Here is a 17813-nt window from a genome sequence, read left to right as displayed (position 1 = left end):
CGGCAGCGGCTACAGGTGTCGCTTACGAGCCTTTGTTGCCCTTCTCATGCGAGGGGTCGTAGACCTTGGTCAGGTCGCCACCCAGGCGGAAGGTCTTGAACGGTTGCATCTTGTGCTTGCGTTCCAGTACATCCGGGGCACAGGTGTAGAGGCTGCAGAAGGGTTCGAGCCAGGCGAATTTCGAGTCGACCTTGAGGTCGGTCATGTCCTGTTCCTTGCCGTTCTTTTCCTCGAACTCGTCCGGGTCTTTCACCCCGGCCAGCACCCGCTCGCCCAGGCGTTTCAGGGCGCCGTTGTTTTCCTGGCGCAGGTCGACGCCGTTGACCTGGGCGAAGCTGGCGATCATCGCCAGCGGCGGCAGGGCGTAGTTGTGATAGGCCAGGGCGCGTTGCTGGCGCTTGAGTTCGTTGGGCAGGAAGCCGTCGGCGTCGACCTGATTGGCGCCGACCTTGTATTCCTTCACCGCCCAGTCGAACAGGTCGCGGCGGTTGGTCGCCACGGCGGTGGCCATCACCGACCAGGCGGCCCAGTACGAGTGGTTGTTGGTCTGCTCCAGCGGCAGGTTGTCCCAGTCGCTGACCACCTGGTCGGCCATCTTGCTGAACCAGGCCTCGATCTGCTGCGCCTGCTGCTGGTGGGTGTCCAGCGGATGGGAGTCGGAGAACTTCAGGCGCAGGTAGGCCGAAGCCATGCTGCCCAGGGCCCATTTGCGCATGGACTTGCCGGTGTGGTTGAAGTCCTTGGACATCAACGCATCGGCCTGGGCCCAGGCGCTCAGCCAGCTCAGGGTGCAGTCCAGTTGTTCCGGACGGCCGTCGCGCATGAACTGCATCACCCGCTTGCTGGTGCCGCGCTCGATCTTGGTGATGTCGGCGGTGCTGTCGCGAAAGGCCTTTTCCGATTGCACGTTGAGGGTCGCGCGAGCCTTGTCCGACCCTTCGTACTTGCTGCGAAATTGCAGCGAGCCGGTGTAAGGCGCGGGCATGGCGTCGCAGCCTTCGCTGTGGTCGCCGCTCTTGAATTTATCCACCGGCGCGTAATAACCCTGGGGTGGGCGCAGTGGGGCCGCGGCCTGGGTCAGGCCTGCGAACATCGCCAGGCTCAACAGGCTCGGTGCCAGTAACTGTTTCAGCGTTTTGCTTTGCATAGGAACCTCATTGCCCGATTTGCGCGGTGCGTTGACCGGCGTCCGGGAATACGTTGCGTTTGCAAATTTTCGCTTCGACTTTCTGTGCCGCGGCGCCGGCTTCCGGACCCTGGACTTCGACCGCCAGCAGGTTTTGCGAGGCCCAGTCTTCGTCGGTGCGCAGTTCAAAGGCGAAACGCCCGTCGGTGTCGGATGTTTCCGGTTTGTCGATCTTGATGTCCTCGTGGCGCCCGTTCATGTACCAGAGGGTGGCTTGCAGGGTTTTCACCGAGGTGTCGGCGAAGCGGATATCGACCTGGTGGCTGCTGTTGCGCAGGTCCATGTTCTTGCTGTTGACCATCAGCTCGTTCTTGCCGGGCTTGAGGGTGGCGCTGGCGCTCATTTGCGCCGGCTTGCCTTCGCAGCCGTTGTCGAGCAGGGCCATCATCTGCCGGTAGATGGTTTCCTGGTCCAGGCGGTACAGCGGCGAGAATTCCCAGATCAGGATCTTCGGTGGCTTGGTCTGGAACTCCTCGCTGCCCAGGTACTGCAGCATGGAGCCTTCGAAGCCACCGCCGGGGAAGGCGACGTTGAGAATGTCGGCGCCGATCTCTTCCTGCAGGAAGCCGGCGAAGTTGTAGTTCTTGCCGCTGTGGCTGGTGCCCACCAGGGTGATTTCCGGGTTGCCGGAATCGCCGAACAGGTCGCCGTCGCCGGCTTCGCCCTTGGGTTCGGTGGTGAACTGGTCCATGTACTGGATCGCGTAGCTGGTGCCGCAGAGCTGGCCGGCCATGTTGTGCAGGGTGCCGGTCTTGCCCATGCGCCCGGACTTGTGGGTCTCGAACTCACGCTTGGGAATGTCGGCGAAGGCCGGCAACTGCTTGACCTTCTGCGCCACGATCTTCGCCGTGCGCTGGGCGCCGTACGGAGTCCAGTGCTGATCGCCGCGGAAGTAGAAGTCGTGGGCCGGCAGGGTCTCCGGCAGTTGCTCGTTGGTCAGCGGCGACAGGTCCGGCACCACGTAGCCCATCTGGGCGAAACGGCCGAGCATGCCCTGGTAGTTTTTCAGGGCCTTGTCGTAGTCGAAGCTGGCCTTCTCCTGTGGGTTGAGCTTGTTGCGGTTCACCAGGCCACGGGTCGGCTGGTAGACCAGCACCAGCTCCACGCCCTTGCTCTTGAAGGCGTCGTGCAGCTGTTGCAGGCGGCGATAACCTTCCGGCGTGGTGTTGAATTCGGTGCGCAGGTCTTCCTGGGTACGGAACAGCCAGTCGCCCTGGGCTTGCACCAGGGTGGTGAAGTTCTGCTGGTAGCGGGTGGTGTAGTTCTTCGCGTCATGGGCCGCCGGGCACAGGTTGCAGCAGGGCTCGGCGGTGAACTTCGGTGCCTGGGTTTCATCGGCGCGAGCGCTGTTACTGGCGGCGAGAATGCCCGCGGTCAATGCCGAGAGGCTCAAGAGTTTGATCAGGTGTGGGCGCATGACAGTCATCCTCAATCGCGCATTTCGGTCTGGCGTTCGACAGGGTCGATCAGCACGGCTTTCTGCTGGCGCACCAGCAGGTCAAGAATTTCGTCCTGGCGCTCGCCGAGGATCCCCGAGAAGCTGATGCCGCTGCTCTTGGTCGGGGCGAGCATGGACACACGGTACAGCTCGACGCTCAACGGCGAGTCGATGGACATCGGGCCGCTGCCATTGGCGGCCAGCTCGCCGCCGACCACGATCAGCGACACCTGGGCGTCGAACGGGTCGAGCTTGATGTCGCGGTCGGTGTCGGAGAGGTCCTTGATGTGGCCGTAGACGCCGGTCAGGCCGTTGGCCATGGCGACGTTCTCGTACAGGCGGATGTTCACGCTGTTGCGAATGCGGATGCCATGGCGCCGGTTGCTGATCACCTTGTTGCCCCACAGCAGGTTGTCGGCACTCTCGTAGAGGGTGATGCCGTCGGTGTGGTTGCGGTAGATCTCGTTGTCGGCGATCAGGTTGTTCACGCTGTTACGGTCGATCACCAGGCCCGAAAGTTTGTTCTCGTAGCTGCGGTTGTTGAAGATGAAGCTGTCGTTCACTTCCCGGGAAATGATGATCCCGTGCTTCTTCTTGGTCCCGTAGACGGTGTTGTCGGCGATGATCAGCCGGTGCGAACGGTCGTGGGGGTCGATGCCGTAGACGATGTTGTCCTTGTAGGTGTTGCCCTTGACCACGAAGTCGCGGGTCTCGTAGCAGTAGAAGCCGTACCACATGTCCGAGAACTCCGAGCCGATGATCCAGCCGGTGGGTTCGGGGCGCTTGAGCACCTTGGCCATGTTCGGCGTGTACTGGGAAATACTCACGCCGTAGGACTTACTGTTGGCGTAGCCGAAGCTGGCCATCTTGCTGTTGACGATGTAGGTCTCGGTGCCGCCCCAGGCCAGCAGGAACGGACGGAACTCCTTGGGCGAGTTGAAGGTCGCGGGGCCGTTGTCCTTCTCGCGCCAGCCGGTGACCTTGGTGTCGCGCACGAACAGCTGGCCGTCGTTGACCAGGAACGAACCGCCTTCCTGGGACAGGCGCAGTTCCTGGGTCTGCTGGTCGATTTCCAGGATGCCCTTGCGCCCGACCACGATCGGCAGCCGCGCCAGGTACACACCCGGCGAGGTTTCGCTGATGTACTGCTTGGGCAGCTTCTTCGCCAGCTCCTTGAGGTTGACGTAACCGTTGTCGATGAAGATCGCCTGGGGGATGCCGTGCTGGCGCACCACCCATTCGGCCATCTTGTTGTCACCGCCGATAAAGTCCTTCAGCGCGTCTTCCTGCATCATGCGGCGCACGCTGATCTTGCCAGGCTTGCTGCGCACGATCTTCGCCGCCGCCGCTTCGGCGGTGTAGCCGGAGAGGTCGGGCAGGGCCGGCTTGGCCAGGTTCAGCGGCGCGGTGGGCGCGCTGCTGACGGTGTAGGTCTTGGCCTGTTGCAGCTCCTTGGCCACGGTCGGCTGCTTGCCGGGCGTGGCGGCCGGGGCCGGTTCGACGTTGGCGAAGGCGGCGCTGCTGGCCAGCAGCATGGCGCCGGCCAACAGGCTGATCGAGCCTCTGATCGCTGGGCTGTTCATCGGGCTGTTCATCTCAGGCACTCCCTTGGCGGCTCGCATCAGAAGCGCCAGATCACGTCGACAAAGGCGCGGTGCATGTACGAGTCGACGTTCTTGCCATAGGCATCGCCCGGCTTGAACACGCCGCCACGAAAGCGCACCAGCGCCGAAGGCTCGTCGATCGACTGGCTGAGCGCGGCCGGCAGCAGGCCTTGCTTGAAGTACTTGGTGACCACCAGGTCCACTTCCTGGCCAAGGTCTTTCTCGCCATCGCGCAGCGGCAGGGACGAGCTGGAGAGCAGGGCGCCGGTGGCGTCGTCGTAGTTGTTTTCCACGGCGTTGATACCGTTGCTGCCCACCGGCTTGTTGCCGTCCACGCGCCAGAACTTGTGGTAGATCAGGCTGGCGTCGTATTCGTCGGCGAGCATCCAGGAACCGAACAGGGTGGCGGTCTGCATGTTGTTCATTTCGCCGCGGAAGGCTTCGCCGAAACGGTGCACCCGCGAGCGGGTCCCGGTGTAGTTCGAGCGGTTGCTTTCCAGGCCGTTCTGTTCGTAGTCGCCGCTGGCGCGGGCGTAGGCCGCGCCGACCTGCCATTTCGGGTCCAGGCGCAGGCGCACGCCGAGGTCGGTGGCCCAGCCGTTGAGGTTCTCGCCGCTCTTGGCCTGGGCCGGGCGGGTGCCGTCGGCGTTCAGCGCGTTGACCTTGTCGCGGTCGCCGCTCATGCCGGTGATGCTTGCCCAGTAGTTGACGGTGTTGGTGTTGCGCCAGTTGTAGGCGTCGCTGTTGGCTTCCAGGCCGAGCCAGGTCAGGTCGCCGTTCTGGCGCTTGTCCAGGGAGTCGGTGGCTTCGCCCGGAACCGGGTAGTCGAGCTTGCCGTCGTCGTGGCTGTGATGGGCGCGCACGCCAGCCCAATGCCCCGGGGTCCACTGGTAGGCCACATCGCCGTAGACGTGCAGGCGATCCTTGTCTTCCGGCGCCAGCTCCTTGAGGTCGGTGCGGTATTCGCTGAAGCGCTCGGCGATGCCGACGTTGGCGCGCAGCAGGGTGGTGTCGAAGGTCCAGTTCAGGGCTTCGATGTTGGTGTCGCGCCATTGGCCGTCGTCGTTGCGCAGGCGCTGGCGACCGAACTTCAACTGCTCGCCCGGGTAGGGGGTGAGGCCGCTGTAGCCGATCCAGAACTCGCGCATCGCCAGGTAGTTCTTCTTGCTCTTGCGGTCGCTGTTGTTGCTGCTTTCGGTGCTGGCGCCGTCGGACTGCTGCAGGGTGTCGGTCTCGATGATATCGGTGGAGGTCACCGCCTGGCCCATGGCGTAGGCGCTCCAGTTGCCGCTTTCGCCGTACACCCAGGGGCGCAGGTCGAGGCCGACGCCATTGACGTCGCCGCCGCCCAAGGTGCCGAGGTCACGGTCGTCTTCGGACTGGCCGGTGATCTTCACTTCCAGGCCGAAGTTCTTGGTGTCGGTGACGGCCGCCAGCGTCGGGTTGGACCAGAGCAGGGCAAAACCCAGGGCCACACCCAGCTTCGACAGGCTGAACAGTTTTCCCGTAGCCGCTGCCGCAGGCTGCGATTGGCTGCGCAGCAGCCGCAAAACCTGCGCACGCGGTGCCACTGACAGATCTCGGTCGCCCGGTTGGCGAGCGCTACGCGCTCGATCGCAGCCTGCGGCAGCGGCTACAGGATTGGCGTGGCTGGATGGAGTGAACTTCATAGGGATTCCTCACCGTCTTCTTCCTGCAGCGCGTGCAGTTCCAACGTGTTCTGGCTCAAGGCGCCACGTACGGCCTGCTCCTGTTGCAGCAGGCGTTGGGCCTCGGCGCGTTGGCCTGGCGGCAGTTGGGCTTCGAGTTGTTGCGCAAGCTCGTTGGCTTGCGGGGTGTCCTGGGTCTTGGCCAGCTGGCTGAAGACATAGGCGTTGAGCGGGTCGGGCTTGGTGCCCTTGCCCTGGGAGAACAGTTGGGCAATGGCGAAGTCGGCGCTGTTCTGGCCGTTGCGCGCGGCGGTCAGCAGGTGGTCCAGGGCCTTTTGCGGATAGACCTGGCCCAGGTAGCCGCGGCGGTAGATCTGGCCGAGGTAGTAATCGGCGGCGACTTCCTTGCCCTGGGCCTTCTTGAAGTGCTCTTCGGCGACCTTGGCGTCGGCCGGGACCATCTTGCCTTCGTAGTAGAGCTTGCCCAGCAGCAGTTCGGCGCGGGGCTGGTCGGCGGCGCGACCGTTGTCCAGGTACTGCATCATCTTGTCGACATCGCCCAGTTCAGGGAAGTCGTAGAGCAGTTGCGCCAGGGTGACCCAGGAGGCCGGGTAGCCGGGAGCGATCGGCTCCAGCAGCGCCTGCGCGGTTTTCTCGTCGGTCTTGCCCAGGCTGGCGTCGCCCAGCACCCGGGCCACGCTGTCGACCCGTTGCGCGCTGATGACGCCGCGGGCGTGGCCGGCCTGCAGCTGTTTGAGCAGCTCGGCCTGTTGCTCCGGCTGGCCGCGTTTCTGGTACACGGTGGCCAGTTCGACGTAGCAGATATCGGTGACGTTCAGCGCCGCCTTGCAGATGGTTTCCACCTCGGCCAGGTGCTGGTCGTAGGTGCCCTGGGTGCGGTACAGCAGCACCTGGGCCAGGCCGGCTTCCGGGTAGCCGGCGCTGCGCCATTGGCTGATCTGCTGCTGGGCGTTGACCTTGGGGAAGCTCTGCGGATATTGCAGGTAGAGCATCGCCAGCGGGATCAGGGTGTTGCCTTCACCATTGGCGAAGGCCTTTTTCAACAGGCCTTCGGCTTCGTGATGCTCGGCTTCGGTGGAGCCGGGCTTGGCCACCAGCAGGCGACCCAGGCGCGCCTGGGCCCGCGGCGAAGTGTCGGCCGCGGCGCGGTAGGTCGCCTCGGCTTGCTTGATCTTCGCCGGGTCGCGGGTTTCCATCTGGATATCGGCCAGGCCGACCTGGGCGTCGCTGTAACCCAGGTCCGCCAGCTGCCGGTAGTTCTGCTCCGCGAGCACGGTGTCGCCGCGCTTCAGGGCTTCGTTGGCCAGGCGCTGGTCGGGCAGGCCGGCGCAACCGGCCAGGGCCATGGCGGTCACCAGAGGCAACAGCAATGCCGAACCCTGTAGCCGCTGCCGCAGGCTGCGATCGGCCGCGTAGCGGACGGGTTCCGGACGGCGCGCTGTGTTCGCCAGACCGCATTCATCCCCTTCACGAGTGCGTTGCACTCGATCGCAGCCTGCGGCAGCGGCTACAGGGGCCGTTTTCGTCATCGGGAGTGGGGTATGAATAGTCATGGTTAGAGACCGGCAGCCATGGCTTTGTCGATCAGCCAGTTCACGGACGGGCCGCGGTCGCTGCTGACTTCCACCGGGCGGCCGGCGAAGGTGCTGCTCAGCGGGGCGTCGGGCTTGATCTGTACGCGAATGTCCGAGGACAGGTCGCTGCCGTTGAGGCTGGTGCTGCTGACGATGGTGCCGCTGCGTACGTCGTCTTCGCCGGCGATCTGGAAGCTGACCTTGGTGCCCGGACGCACGTCGGCGAACTGGCGGTAGGAGAAGCGCGCTTCGACGTTGGCCTGGCTGTTGCGCGGCACCAGCTGGAAGATCACGTCGCCCTTGCTGGCGTACTGGCCGTCGGCAACCATCTGCTGGGCCACGGTGCAGTCGCAGGGCGAGGTCAGGGTGCCGGTCATCTGCTTGCCGAACAGTTCCTCGACCTTGGCCGGCTGCAGCTGGTCTTCGTTCAGGTGGCCCTTGAGCACGTCGAGCATGCTGGTGCTGAAGGTCGCCAGCGGGGCGCCCTTGGCAGCCACGCCGTCGGCCTGGATCAGGCTCTGCACGGTGCCGTCGCGCGGCATGGTGACGTTCATTCCCGGCGCGCTGACCAGGCCGGCCTGGGCGTGGCTGACGAAGTACATGCCGTACACCGACTTGAGGATGAAGCCGAAGGCCGCCAGGCCGACGACGAAGATCCCGGCGCTGAAGGTCACCGCGCGCAGGCGGCCCAGGGCGCTCATGCCGTGACCGGCGTCCTTGTTCTTGCGCGCCTTGGTGAAGTTGTCGCGCTGCAGGGTGGCGAGCACGTCGCCCATGGTCACGATGTCGCCGGCCAGGTGCGAGGTGATCAGCTGGCGCAGGGTCGAGATGTCCTGGGGCTCGAGGTTCTGGAACTGGCAGCCGACCCGGCCGCTCTGGCGATCCACGGAGCGCACCTGCAACTCCACGTCCATGGCCAGCCCGAGGTTGTCGATGACGAACTGCAGGCGACCCTTGTGCACGTCGCCGACCTTGATCGGCAGCTGCCCGCAGTTGAAGCTCAGGCCGCCGGCCGAGAGGTCGATGACCCGCGCTTCGACCGGGGTCCGGTCGGGGCCGAAGAAGCGCAGCTTGGCCGGGATCTTGACCCGGGCGTGTTGGCGTTGGGCTTCGGATTCATGCACTACGTTGACGTTCACGGCGGTGTTCATAAGGGCGATTTCCTAGTTAATTCAGGCAAGGCGGGTCAGACCATCAGCAGCAGCGCGGCGACGAAAATGCTGCCGGCGGAGAAGGTCATGGTCCGAGACGACCAGGTGTTGAACCAACGTTGAAAGCTGGCTAGGTCACGGGACAGAGCAGTCGGTTGGCGGGTCCAGGACTGTTGGTCGAGGCGGAAGAACACGTAGATCTTCACCAGGGCCCCGACGATCTGGTTGTAATAGAGGATCAAAGGGTAGGCCGGGCCGATCCGGTGCCCCGAACAGGACAGCAGCAGGGTCAGCAGCAGGCGGGTGATACCGATCCACAGCAGGTACACCAGGATGAAGGCGGTGCCGTACTTGAAGCTGGCGATCAGGGCCACGGTCAGGCCGAGCAGGGAGGTCCACATCGACACGCGCTGGTCGAACAGCACCACGCTGGTGAACAGCCCCAGGCGCTTGAGGCCCAGGCCCAGGGCCCGGGAGTTCTGCCGCAGGTTGTTGCCGTACCAGCGGAACATCAGCTTGCGGCTGGCCTTGATGAAACTCTTCTCCGGCGGGTGCTCCACGGTGTTGATCGCCGCATCGGGCACGTAGAAGGTGTCGTAGCCCAGGCGCATCAGGCTGAACCAGCTGGACTTGTCGTCGCCGGTGAGGAACTTGAAGCGGCCCAGGCGCCAGTGTTGCAGCGAGTCGCTTTCCACGTCGGCGATGAAGTCCGGGTTGGTGACCACGCTGGCGCGGAACACGGACATGCGTCCGGTCATGGTCAGCACGCGCTTGGACAGGGCCATGGAGCACATGTTGATGTGACGCTGGGCGAAGCGCAGCTTGTGCCACTCGCTCATGATGTAGCCGCCGCGCACTTCGCAGAACTCGTTGGTGGTCAGGCCGCCGACGTTGCCGAACAGCTGGAACCAGGGCACGGTCTTGCGCACCACGCCTTCGCCGAGCACGGTGTCGCCGTCGATCACCGCTACCACGGCGCGGTCGTCCGGCAGGTGGCGGGAGATGGCGCGGAAACCGAAGGCCAGGCCGTCGCGCTTGCCGGTGCCGGGGATGCGCACGAAGTCGAGCTTGACGTGGGCCGGCGGGTTCATGCGGGCCCAGAGGCTTTTCACCAGCAGCTCGTCGGACATTTCCACGATCGAGCAGACCACGGTGGTAGGGAAGCCGCAGTCGATGGCTTCACGGATCACCGAGCCATAGACCTGGGCGGTGGTCAGGGCGTCGATCCGGAAGCTGGTGACCATCAGGTACACGTGGGACGGATCGGCGGCCTTGCCCAGCTTGCGGACCTTGCGGCGCAGGTGCGGGTAGACCACGTAGAGAAACAGCATGCCGCGCACGAAATGCGTGGCACCCATCGAGTAGCGCCAGATACCCACGGCGCCAATCAGGAAGATGAAGTCCTTCGATTCGGAGTCGAATGTGGACGCGGGCAACGCCAGGGCGAGGCCCATCAGTAAACTCAAGAAAAACAGCCAACCTGCGGCCTGAAGTAGGCCGTGCTTTAGCCTGTGCATAATCTGCATCCGTCTCGATCTCGGGCGAGCCTGTGGGGTGGCCCGATGGGGTTAAGGCAGGCAAAAAAGCCAAAGGGGGCACATTCCTGTAGTCGTTGCCGGAGGCTGCGATAGGTCCGCAGGACCTCCGGCGGTTGCAGGTACGTCGCGACCCTTCGGGTTCGATCGCAGCCTGCGGCAGCGGCTACAGGAACGGGGGACTGCCCCCGATACCGCTGGTTACCAGCAGATACCTTCGGTCCGGCCACTCGCGCTGGTGGCCTTGGACATGAACCCGACCAGGTCGATGACCTGCTTGCCATGCGGCACGTCTTCGGCCAGGGCGCGGAACTTCTCGTCGCGGTTGCCGAGGATGATCACGTCGGAGTTGTCGATCACCGAGTCGAAGTCCGCGTTGAGCAGGGACGAGACGTGGGGGATCTTGGACTCGATGTAGTCCTTGTTGGCGCCGTGGACGCGGGCGTACTCGACGTTGCTGTCGTAGATGCTCAGGTCGAAGCCTTTGCCGATCAGCATTTCCGCCAGCTCCACCAGCGGGCTTTCGCGCAGATCGTCGGTACCGGCCTTGAAGCTCAGGCCGAGCAGGGCGACTTTGCGCTTGTCGTGGCTGGAGACGATGTCGAAGGCGTTCTGCACCTGGGACTCGTTACTGCGCATCAGCGAGTTGAGCAGCGGCGCTTCGACGTCCAGGGAACCGGCGCGGAAGGTCAGGGCGCGCACGTCCTTGGGCAGGCAGGAACCGCCGAAGGCGAAGCCCGGGCGCATGTAGTACTGGGACAGGTTGAGGGTCTTGTCCTGGCAAACCACGTCCATCACTTCACGGCCATCGACGCCGACGGCCTTGGCGATGTTGCCGATCTCGTTGGCGAAGGTGACCTTGGTGGCGTGCCACACGTTGCAGGTGTACTTGATCATCTCGGCGACAGCGATGTCCTTGCGGATGATCGGTGCGTCGAGTTCTTCGTACAGCGATTGCAGGACGTCGCCCGAGGCCTTGTCGAATTCGCCGATCACGGTCATCGGTGGGAAGTCGTAGTCCTTGATCGCGGTGCTTTCACGCAGGAACTCAGGGTTGACCGCGACGCCGAAGTCGACGCCGGCCTTCTTGCCGGAGCAGTCTTCGAGGATCGGGATCACCACGTTGGCGACAGTGCCCGGCAGTACGGTACTGCGCACCACGATGGTGTGGCGGGAGGTCTTGTCACGCAGGACGAAACCGATTTCGCGGCATACCGCCTCGATGTAGTTGAGTTCCAGGTCGCCGTTCTTCTTGCTTGGCGTGCCGACACAGATCATCGACAAGTCGGTGTCGCGAATCGCCTCGGCGAAGTTGGTGGTTCCGCGCAGACGACCGGTTTGAATACCTTGCGCCAGAAGTTCACCCAGACCCGGTTCAACGATCGGCGATTTACCGGCGTTGATCATATCGATCTTGTCCTTGGCAACATCGACGCCAACGACCTCATGGCCCCGTGCAGACAGGCAACCGGCACATACTGCACCGACGTAACCCAAACCAAATATGCTGATGCGCATCGCATTTACCTCTGTGTTATTCACGCCATTAGATGGCCGGAGTTAATGTTTGCCAGCTTTAATTGCGCACTCGGAAGTTCAACGAACAGGCGTTGAGATATCCAGTGCAGGCAGACTAAGTTCCGAGTGTCTAAATAAGTGCACTCAAGTTGTGCGCAACTTGGCCTTGTTGTAGGGGCTGCCCTTAAATGTTGCCGTCCTTCCTGCTGGAAGGCAGCTCCGAGGTTGGCGATAATCCTGATTTATAGGAGCAGGCCCATGATAATCAGGTAGTTACACGCTCCCGGAAGCGTTTTAAGGCGGGCTATGCCATGGCCTTGTAGGGGATAGTAATGGTGCATTATCTCCTGTGTATTGACCCTAAGTTCGAGTTCCTGAGCAGTAGGTCAGGATAATATGACAACTTCGCTACTGTCGTTGGATTCCATGTAAGTCATCTCCTACAAACTCGTTGAGAATCGTTACCGGTGGTATGAGCGGTGGTTCAGGACATAGTTCCAGACCGCTGATCCTGTTTTCTGAAATTTCTTGAAATATTGCAAAAGATGGCACTGCTTTCATATTGATAGCACTTACCATTTCAGCCTTTAGTTATGGGGAGTTAAAGCGCGGGGATATTTTTATGCCACTACCGATAAAAAATTTGTGTGCCACTACTGAAAAAAATGACCTCTGTCGAGTGAAACAAAAGTTATAAATTCAGAAGAAAATATTTTGGCGCCAATTGTTTGGCGTTTTGGTGGGAGTCAAAGAGGAAAGTGACCGCTCGTCGACGCACTCGTTTGCGCGAAACCAGTGCATCGACCGCGTGCGTTATTCCGGTGCGTGATCGCGCAGGAAAACCAGATTATCGGGTTTCGACTGTTCGGCGCTGTAGCGGTAACCCTGGACATCGAACTGCTTGAGGGCCGCCGGGTCGTTGATGCGTTCTTCTATGACGAAGCGGCTCATCATGCCCCGGGCCTTCTTGGCGTAGAAACTGATGATCTTGTACTGGCCGTTCTTCAGGTCCTTGAACTCGGTATTGATGATCCGGGCGTTCAGGGCCGTGCGCTTGACCGCCGAGAAGTATTCGTTGGAAGCCAGGTTGAGCAGCAGGTCGTCGCCCTGTTCGGCCAGGGCTTCGTTGAGCCATTCGCTGATGCGCGTGCCCCAGAAGGCGTACAGGTCCTTGCCGCGGGCGTTGGCCAGCTTGGTGCCCATTTCCAGGCGATAGGGCTGCATCAGGTCCAGCGGGCGCAGCAGGCCGTACAGGCCGGAAAGCATGCGCAGATGCTGCTGGGCGTAGTCGAAATCGGCTTCGCTCAGGGTTTCGGCATTCAGGCCGGTGTACACGTCGCCCTTGAACGCCAGCAACGCCTGCTTGGCATTGGCCGGGGTGAAGGCCGGGGTCCAGCTGCCGAAGCGCGCGGCGTTGAGGCCGCCGATCTTGTCGGAGACGTGCATCAGTTCGCTGATTTGCGCCGGGCTCAGTTCGCGCAATTGCAGGATCAGTTCCTGGGAGTGATCGAGGTACTGCGGCTGGGTGAAGCGTTGAGTGACGGGCGGGGTCTCGAAATCGAGGGTCTTGGCGGGTGAAATCACCATCAGCATGAAGTCGTCTCCTGTAAGCGTCGGGGGATTCTAGGGGCTTGGGCGCTTTGACTCCACCTATGAAGGCAATAGGGGGGGGCCGCCGGTCGTCCGTCGATCGGCGATGGCCTGCTGCAGGGAGGCGCGTGTCCGCTCTCTATAAAGGGAAGGGGAGTGGCCTAGGCAATAGGGCCGGGAGGCCGGTATCGGCTATAGTGCCGCGCGGGTTTTGTTATGGAGACATCCCTTTGCGCAGCGCGTTTTTTCTTTCGATCTGGCTGTTGAGTTTCGGCGCCCTGGCGGCGCCGAACGAGGTGGCGACCCTGGATCGCAGCACCTGGCCGGAACAACTCAGTAACCCAACCCTGTTCGACGTGGCGTCGCGGGCGGAGATCCTCACCTTCGCCCGCGCCCTGCTGGACAGCGAGGCCTGGGATGAAGCTTCGTTGAAGCAGCGCCTGGGCCTGCGGATCATCAACATGGCGTCGATCGATGCCGTCCGCCAGCGGCTCTGGCGGCAATTGCTGAGCAACTACAACTTCGCCCAGCAGAGCTGCGACCAGGACGCTTCCTTCTGTTTCCTGGTGGAAGACATGGACTCCCTGCGCGAGCAGGCCGGCAAGTTCCAGTTGGGCGACGACTCCTATTACGCCCGCTGGGCCGAGCCGAGCCGGACCTTCCATGAACAGTATCTGGACGAGCTGCTGCGCAAGGCCGCGCTGTTTCCCCAGACCGCCAGCGAGATCGAGCGTTTTGGCGACTACGAGCGCAATGGCGACGAGCTCAATGACCGGCTGTTTTTGCTGACCTTCGACAGCGCCGCCAATCTCGCCCCGGACAACACCCCGTGGCTGACCGAATACCTGCGCAAGTCGAACATGAACGGCACCTTCTTCGTGCTTGGCAGCGAGTTGCAGAGCCGCCTGGAGCAGCGTTCGGTGGCCAGCCTGCAGGCCCTGTATTCGCAGCAGTGCGTGGGCGTGCAGGGCTGGGAGTATCGTTCCCACAGCCATTGGCAGGACTGGCAGGACTCGATCGAGCGCAGCGTCGAACTGGCCAAGGGCAAGCTGCCGGAAAACTACGTGCCGCTGTTTCGCCCGCCCTACGGCCAGCGCCGGGCGGATGCGCAGGCCTTCTTTAATGCACAGGGTTTGCAGGTGGCGCTGTGGGACATCGACCCGCAGGACGGCGCCGGCAAGCTCAAGGGCGAGCAGAGCGGCCAGCGGGTGTTGACCCTGATGCTGTTGTGGCGACACGGGGTGATCAATTTCAACGCCCGGCAGGACGCGGTGAAGACGGCATTGCCCTGGTTGCTGACGCAGACGGCGCAGAGCGGAATCGGTTGGGAGGATTGTCAGGACGCGTTTCGCTAGAAACGACGAAAGGTCCGTATTTACGGGGGGAGAGGAGGTTTTTGCCGATTTTGGCCAGGATTTCGAGGCAGGCGGACTTCCGACTTTAACGGTGCTTGGGCAGCGCGCCAAGGGCTATTCGTCACTCTGCAAAATAAACTTAAAAAAAGCGTCAAAGTGCTTTTTCCTGTCACAGGTTTTGGAGTATTACGAAGTCAGACCGCCGAAACCTGCAACACAGGTGGCGTCTCCCAAGACTCCTTTTGTGTGCACTTCACTCGAACCCCTGCGGGTGAATTCGACGGTCAATTCGAGGCGTAGCACCGCCATGGTATTGCGTCGACTGGCCCCCACATAAGGTGACCGAGTATGGATGACCACGGACGTAGCCCTTCCTCCAACCAGCCAATCCTTTATGTACTCGATACCAATGTATTGATTCACGATCCAAACGCCCTGCTGAACTTCGAAGAACACCATGTGGCGATCCCGATGATCGTCCTGGAGGAACTCGACAAGCTCAAGAGCGGCCATCACAGCGTTGCAGCGGAATGCCGCCAGGCCATTCGCCTGATCGACAAGACCCTGGGTGAGGCCTCGCCTGAAGACGTCGAGCTGGGTGTGCCTATCCAGCGTGGCAAGAGCGGCCCCAAAGGCCTGCTGTCGATCCTCATGAGCAAGCGCTCCGAGCCCAACAGCCTGCTGCCGGAAAACCTCAACGACAACATCATCATCAACCAGTTGATCGACCTGCACGCGCGCGACAAGGAGCTGCGCGTGGTGCTGGTGACCAAAGACATCAACATGCGCCTCAAGGCGCGCGCCTGCGGGATCGCCGCCGAGGACTACAGCACCGACCAGCTGGTCGACGACGTGGCCTTGCTGCCCAATGGCTTCCACAACATGACCGGTTCCTTCTGGGACCGCGTGAGCAAGGTGGAAACCCGCCAGGATCACGGCCGCACCTGGCACCAGGTGCAACTCACCGACAACCTGCCGGCGGTGCACATCAACGAGTTCATCATCGACGAACAGGGTTTTGTCGGCTGGATCAAGGAGATTCGCGCCGATGTGCTGCTGATTCTCGACCTGCATCAGGAACCCCTGTTGCACCAGGAAGCCTGGGGCCTGAAACCGCGCGACATCTATCAAGGCCTGGCGCTGTTCGCCCTGCTCGATCCGGACATCCATCTGGTCAACCTGTCCGGGGCTGCCGGTTCAGGCAAGACCATCCTGGCCCTGGCCGCGGCCATCGAGCAGACCATGGTCAGCAAGCGTTATCGGCGCATCATCGCCACCCGCAGCGTGCAGGGGCTGGACCAGGAGATCGGCTTCCTGCCGGGCACCGAAGCGGAAAAGATGGAGCCCTGGCTCGGCGCCATCACCGACAACCTCGAAGCCCTTCACATGGATGACGAAAGCACCCATGGCAGCGTCGACTACATCCTCAGCAAGGTGCCGCTGCAGTTCAAATCCCTCAACTACATTCGTGGCCGCAGCTTCCAGCAGAGCCTGATCCTGATCGACGAATGCCAGAACCTCACCCCGCACCAGATGAAAACCATCATCACCCGTGCCGGCGCCGGTTCCAAAGTGGTGTGCCTGGGCAACCTGGCGCAGATCGATACCCCTTACCTGTCCGCGACCAGCTCCGGGCTGACCTACCTCACTGAACGCTTCAAGGACTTCCCCAACGGGGTGCACATCACCCTGCAAGGGGTTCCACGCTCGATTCTGGCCGAATACGCCGAGTCCCATCTGTAACCCTCGCCAGACGGGCGGCCGCGAGGCCGCCCGTTTTTTTGTGCCTGGATGAAACTTCTGTAGCTGCTGCCGCAGGCTGCGATCGGCTGCGCAGCAGACGTCAGAGGACTTGTTGCGTTTCACCGGTAACCCTGGGGGAAGTCCGGATCACGTCCGCTACGCGGCCGATCGCAGGCTGCGCCAGCGGCTACAAGGATCGCGTAATCAAGCGTGCGGAAATTTGACCCTCGGGTTTACAATCGCCTTTCCTGATCAGGAGTAAGGCTGTGCTGACTCATCTCGATTCCCAAGGTCGCGCCAATATGGTCGACGTCACCGACAAAGCCGTGACGTCCCGCGAAGCCACGGCCGAAGCCCGGGTGCGCATGCTCCCGCAAACCCTGCAAATGATCGTCAGCGGCGGTCACCCCAAGGGTGATGTGTTCGCCGTGGCGCGCATCGCCGGCATCCAGGCGGCGAAAAAGACCAGCGATCTGATTCCCCTGTGCCACCCGCTGATGCTCACCAGCGTCAAGGTCGAGCTCAGCGCCGAAGGCGAGGACAGCGTGCGCATCGTTGCCCGCTGCAAGCTGGCCGGGCAGACCGGGGTGGAAATGGAAGCCCTGACCGCCGCCAGCGTCGCCGCGCTGACCATCTATGACATGTGCAAGGCCGTGGACCGCGGCATGACCATCGAAGGCGTGCGCCTGCTGGAGAAACTGGGCGGCAAGAGCGGTCATTACCAGGCGGATGAACAATGAACCTGACCGTGAAGTTTTTCGCCCGCTATCGCGAGGCGCTGGGCGTGGATTCGCTGCGGGTCGCCGGCGATTTCGCCACGGTCGACGATGTGCGCGCCCTGCTGGCCCAACGCGAGGGCGCCGAGGTGCTCAGCGAGCAGAACCTGATGTGCGCCCGCAACGAAGACCTGTGCCAGCTCGACGAGCCAGTGAGCGACGGCGACGAAGTGGCGTTTTTTCCTACCGTGACCGGGGGCTGACATGGCGATTCGTGTGCAATCGGGCGCCTTCGATCCGGGGGCGGAAGTCAACGCGATGCATGCGGCGAATGTCGGCGTCGGCGCGGTGGTGAGCTTTGTCGGCTACGTGCGTGATTTCAACGATGGCCTGGAGGTGGCGGGGATGTTTCTCGAGCATTACCCGGGCATGACCGAAAAGGCCCTCGGCAAGATCGCCGCCGAGGCCGAACAGCGCTGGCCGCTGCTCAAGCTGGAAGTGCTGCATCGCATCGGCGCGCTGGAGCCGGGCGAGCCGATCGTTTTCGTCGGCGCCGCCAGCGCCCACCGCCAGGCGGCGTTCGACGCCTGTGCCTTTGTCATGGACTACCTGAAAACCCGCGCACCGTTCTGGAAAAAGGAAACCACCGCCGACGGGCCGCGCTGGGTGGAAGGTCGCGACAGCGATCACGCGGCGGCGGATCGTTGGAAAGAATGATTGCCTGATCCCTCTG

At 62.5% G+C, this 17813-nt stretch carries 14 protein-coding genes; 5 read left to right on the top strand and 9 right to left on the bottom strand.

From position 1 onward, the window contains the following. Positions 1 to 22 precede the first annotated feature (22 nt). From BMY68_RS20325 to yaaA, 9 genes are all read right to left on the bottom strand, one after another. Complete coding sequence (locus tag BMY68_RS20325) at positions 23 to 1147, bottom strand: mannuronate-specific alginate lyase (protein ID WP_085529880.1); 1125 nt, start codon at positions 1145 to 1147, stop codon at positions 23 to 25. Between the two features lie 7 nt (positions 1148 to 1154). Further along, complete coding sequence (locus tag BMY68_RS20320; RefSeq protein WP_007932828.1) at positions 1155 to 2603, bottom strand: alginate O-acetyltransferase; 1449 nt, start codon at positions 2601 to 2603, stop codon at positions 1155 to 1157. A gap of 11 nt (positions 2604 to 2614) precedes the next feature. Beyond that, positions 2615 to 4219: a mannuronan 5-epimerase AlgG gene (gene algG, locus BMY68_RS20315; RefSeq protein ID WP_085529881.1), complete on the bottom strand. Its 1605-nt coding sequence runs from the start codon at positions 4217 to 4219 to the stop codon at positions 2615 to 2617. Between the two features lie 26 nt (positions 4220 to 4245). Then, entirely contained in the window at positions 4246 to 5898 is a 1653-nt protein-coding gene (locus BMY68_RS20310) for an alginate export family protein (protein WP_239694109.1), read from the bottom strand. Then, entirely contained in the window at positions 5895 to 7427 is a 1533-nt protein-coding gene (algK, locus tag BMY68_RS20305) for an alginate biosynthesis TPR repeat lipoprotein AlgK (RefSeq protein WP_062823611.1), read from the bottom strand. The genes BMY68_RS20310 and algK overlap by 4 nt, the downstream gene beginning before the upstream one ends. A 26-nt stretch (positions 7428 to 7453) precedes the next feature. Continuing rightward, positions 7454 to 8623, bottom strand: a complete 1170-nt coding sequence (locus BMY68_RS20300; protein WP_085529882.1) for an alginate biosynthesis protein Alg44 — start codon at positions 8621 to 8623, stop codon at positions 7454 to 7456. Between the two features lie 35 nt (positions 8624 to 8658). Beyond that, a complete protein-coding gene (gene alg8 / locus BMY68_RS20295) occupies positions 8659 to 10143 on the bottom strand; it encodes a mannuronan synthase (RefSeq protein ID WP_172833405.1) in 1485 nt (494 codons plus the stop codon). Positions 10144 to 10359: 216 nt separating this feature from the next. Further along, positions 10360 to 11676: a nucleotide sugar dehydrogenase gene (locus tag BMY68_RS20290; RefSeq protein WP_009042275.1), complete on the bottom strand. Its 1317-nt coding sequence runs from the start codon at positions 11674 to 11676 to the stop codon at positions 10360 to 10362. Positions 11677 to 12489: 813 nt separating this feature from the next. Further along, a complete protein-coding gene (gene yaaA, locus BMY68_RS20285) occupies positions 12490 to 13269 on the bottom strand; it encodes a peroxide stress protein YaaA (protein ID WP_009047094.1) in 780 nt (259 codons plus the stop codon). Between the two features lie 227 nt (positions 13270 to 13496). On the opposite strand from yaaA, the gene BMY68_RS20280 reads away from it, so the two are divergent. The 5 genes from BMY68_RS20280 to moaE all read left to right on the top strand — a co-directional run bounded on the left by BMY68_RS20280 (position 13497) and on the right by moaE (position 17797). After that, positions 13497 to 14621 carry a polysaccharide deacetylase family protein gene (locus BMY68_RS20280; RefSeq protein WP_085529883.1) on the top strand — a complete coding sequence of 375 codons (1125 nt, stop codon included), beginning with the start codon at positions 13497 to 13499 and terminating at the stop codon, positions 14619 to 14621. A 348-nt stretch (positions 14622 to 14969) separates the two neighbouring features. Beyond that, complete coding sequence (locus BMY68_RS20275; protein WP_007929389.1) at positions 14970 to 16364, top strand: PhoH family protein; 1395 nt, start codon at positions 14970 to 14972, stop codon at positions 16362 to 16364. Positions 16365 to 16630: 266 nt separating this feature from the next. After that, complete coding sequence (moaC, locus tag BMY68_RS20270) at positions 16631 to 17104, top strand: cyclic pyranopterin monophosphate synthase MoaC (RefSeq protein ID WP_009047097.1); 474 nt, start codon at positions 16631 to 16633, stop codon at positions 17102 to 17104. Next, positions 17101 to 17343 (top strand): molybdopterin converting factor subunit 1, encoded by a 243-nt coding sequence (gene moaD / locus BMY68_RS20265; RefSeq protein WP_007932097.1) that lies wholly within the window; start codon positions 17101 to 17103, stop codon positions 17341 to 17343. The genes moaC and moaD overlap by 4 nt, the downstream gene beginning before the upstream one ends. Position 17344: 1 nt before the next feature. After that, entirely contained in the window at positions 17345 to 17797 is a 453-nt protein-coding gene (gene moaE, locus BMY68_RS20260) for a molybdopterin synthase catalytic subunit MoaE (RefSeq protein WP_009042279.1), read from the top strand. The last annotated feature ends 16 nt before the right edge of the window (positions 17798 to 17813 follow it).

The sequence above is a fragment of the Pseudomonas sp. NFACC41-3 genome (genome assembly GCF_900109505.1).
GTDB lineage: Bacteria > Pseudomonadota > Gammaproteobacteria > Pseudomonadales > Pseudomonadaceae > Aquipseudomonas > Aquipseudomonas chlororaphis.
Note: the sequence above shows the minus strand (reverse complement) of the source record. Positions and strands in the feature narration are given on the sequence as shown.

Excerpts from the sequence above, each read along its gene's own strand:
- BMY68_RS20300 (WP_085529882.1), bottom strand. The coding sequence starts at position 8,623 with ATGAACACCGCCGTGAACGTCAACGTAGTGCATGAATCCGAAGCCCAA.
- BMY68_RS20320 (WP_007932828.1), bottom strand. The coding sequence starts at position 2,603 with ATGCGCCCACACCTGATCAAACTCTTGAGCCTCTCGGCATTGACCGCG.
- BMY68_RS20290 (WP_009042275.1), bottom strand. The coding sequence starts at position 11,676 with ATGCGCATCAGCATATTTGGTTTGGGTTACGTCGGTGCAGTATGTGCC.
- BMY68_RS20310 (WP_239694109.1), bottom strand. The coding sequence starts at position 5,898 with ATGAAGTTCACTCCATCCAGCCACGCCAATCCTGTAGCCGCTGCCGCA.
- yaaA (WP_009047094.1), bottom strand. The coding sequence starts at position 13,269 with ATGCTGATGGTGATTTCACCCGCCAAGACCCTCGATTTCGAGACCCCG.
- moaE (WP_009042279.1), top strand. The coding sequence starts at position 17,345 with ATGGCGATTCGTGTGCAATCGGGCGCCTTCGATCCGGGGGCGGAAGTC.
- moaD (WP_007932097.1), top strand. The coding sequence starts at position 17,101 with ATGAACCTGACCGTGAAGTTTTTCGCCCGCTATCGCGAGGCGCTGGGC.
- BMY68_RS20275 (WP_007929389.1), top strand. The coding sequence starts at position 14,970 with ATGGATGACCACGGACGTAGCCCTTCCTCCAACCAGCCAATCCTTTAT.
- BMY68_RS20325 (WP_085529880.1), bottom strand. The coding sequence starts at position 1,147 with ATGCAAAGCAAAACGCTGAAACAGTTACTGGCACCGAGCCTGTTGAGC.
- algG (WP_085529881.1), bottom strand. The coding sequence starts at position 4,219 with ATGAACAGCCCGATGAACAGCCCAGCGATCAGAGGCTCGATCAGCCTG.
- algK (WP_062823611.1), bottom strand. The coding sequence starts at position 7,427 with ATGACGAAAACGGCCCCTGTAGCCGCTGCCGCAGGCTGCGATCGAGTG.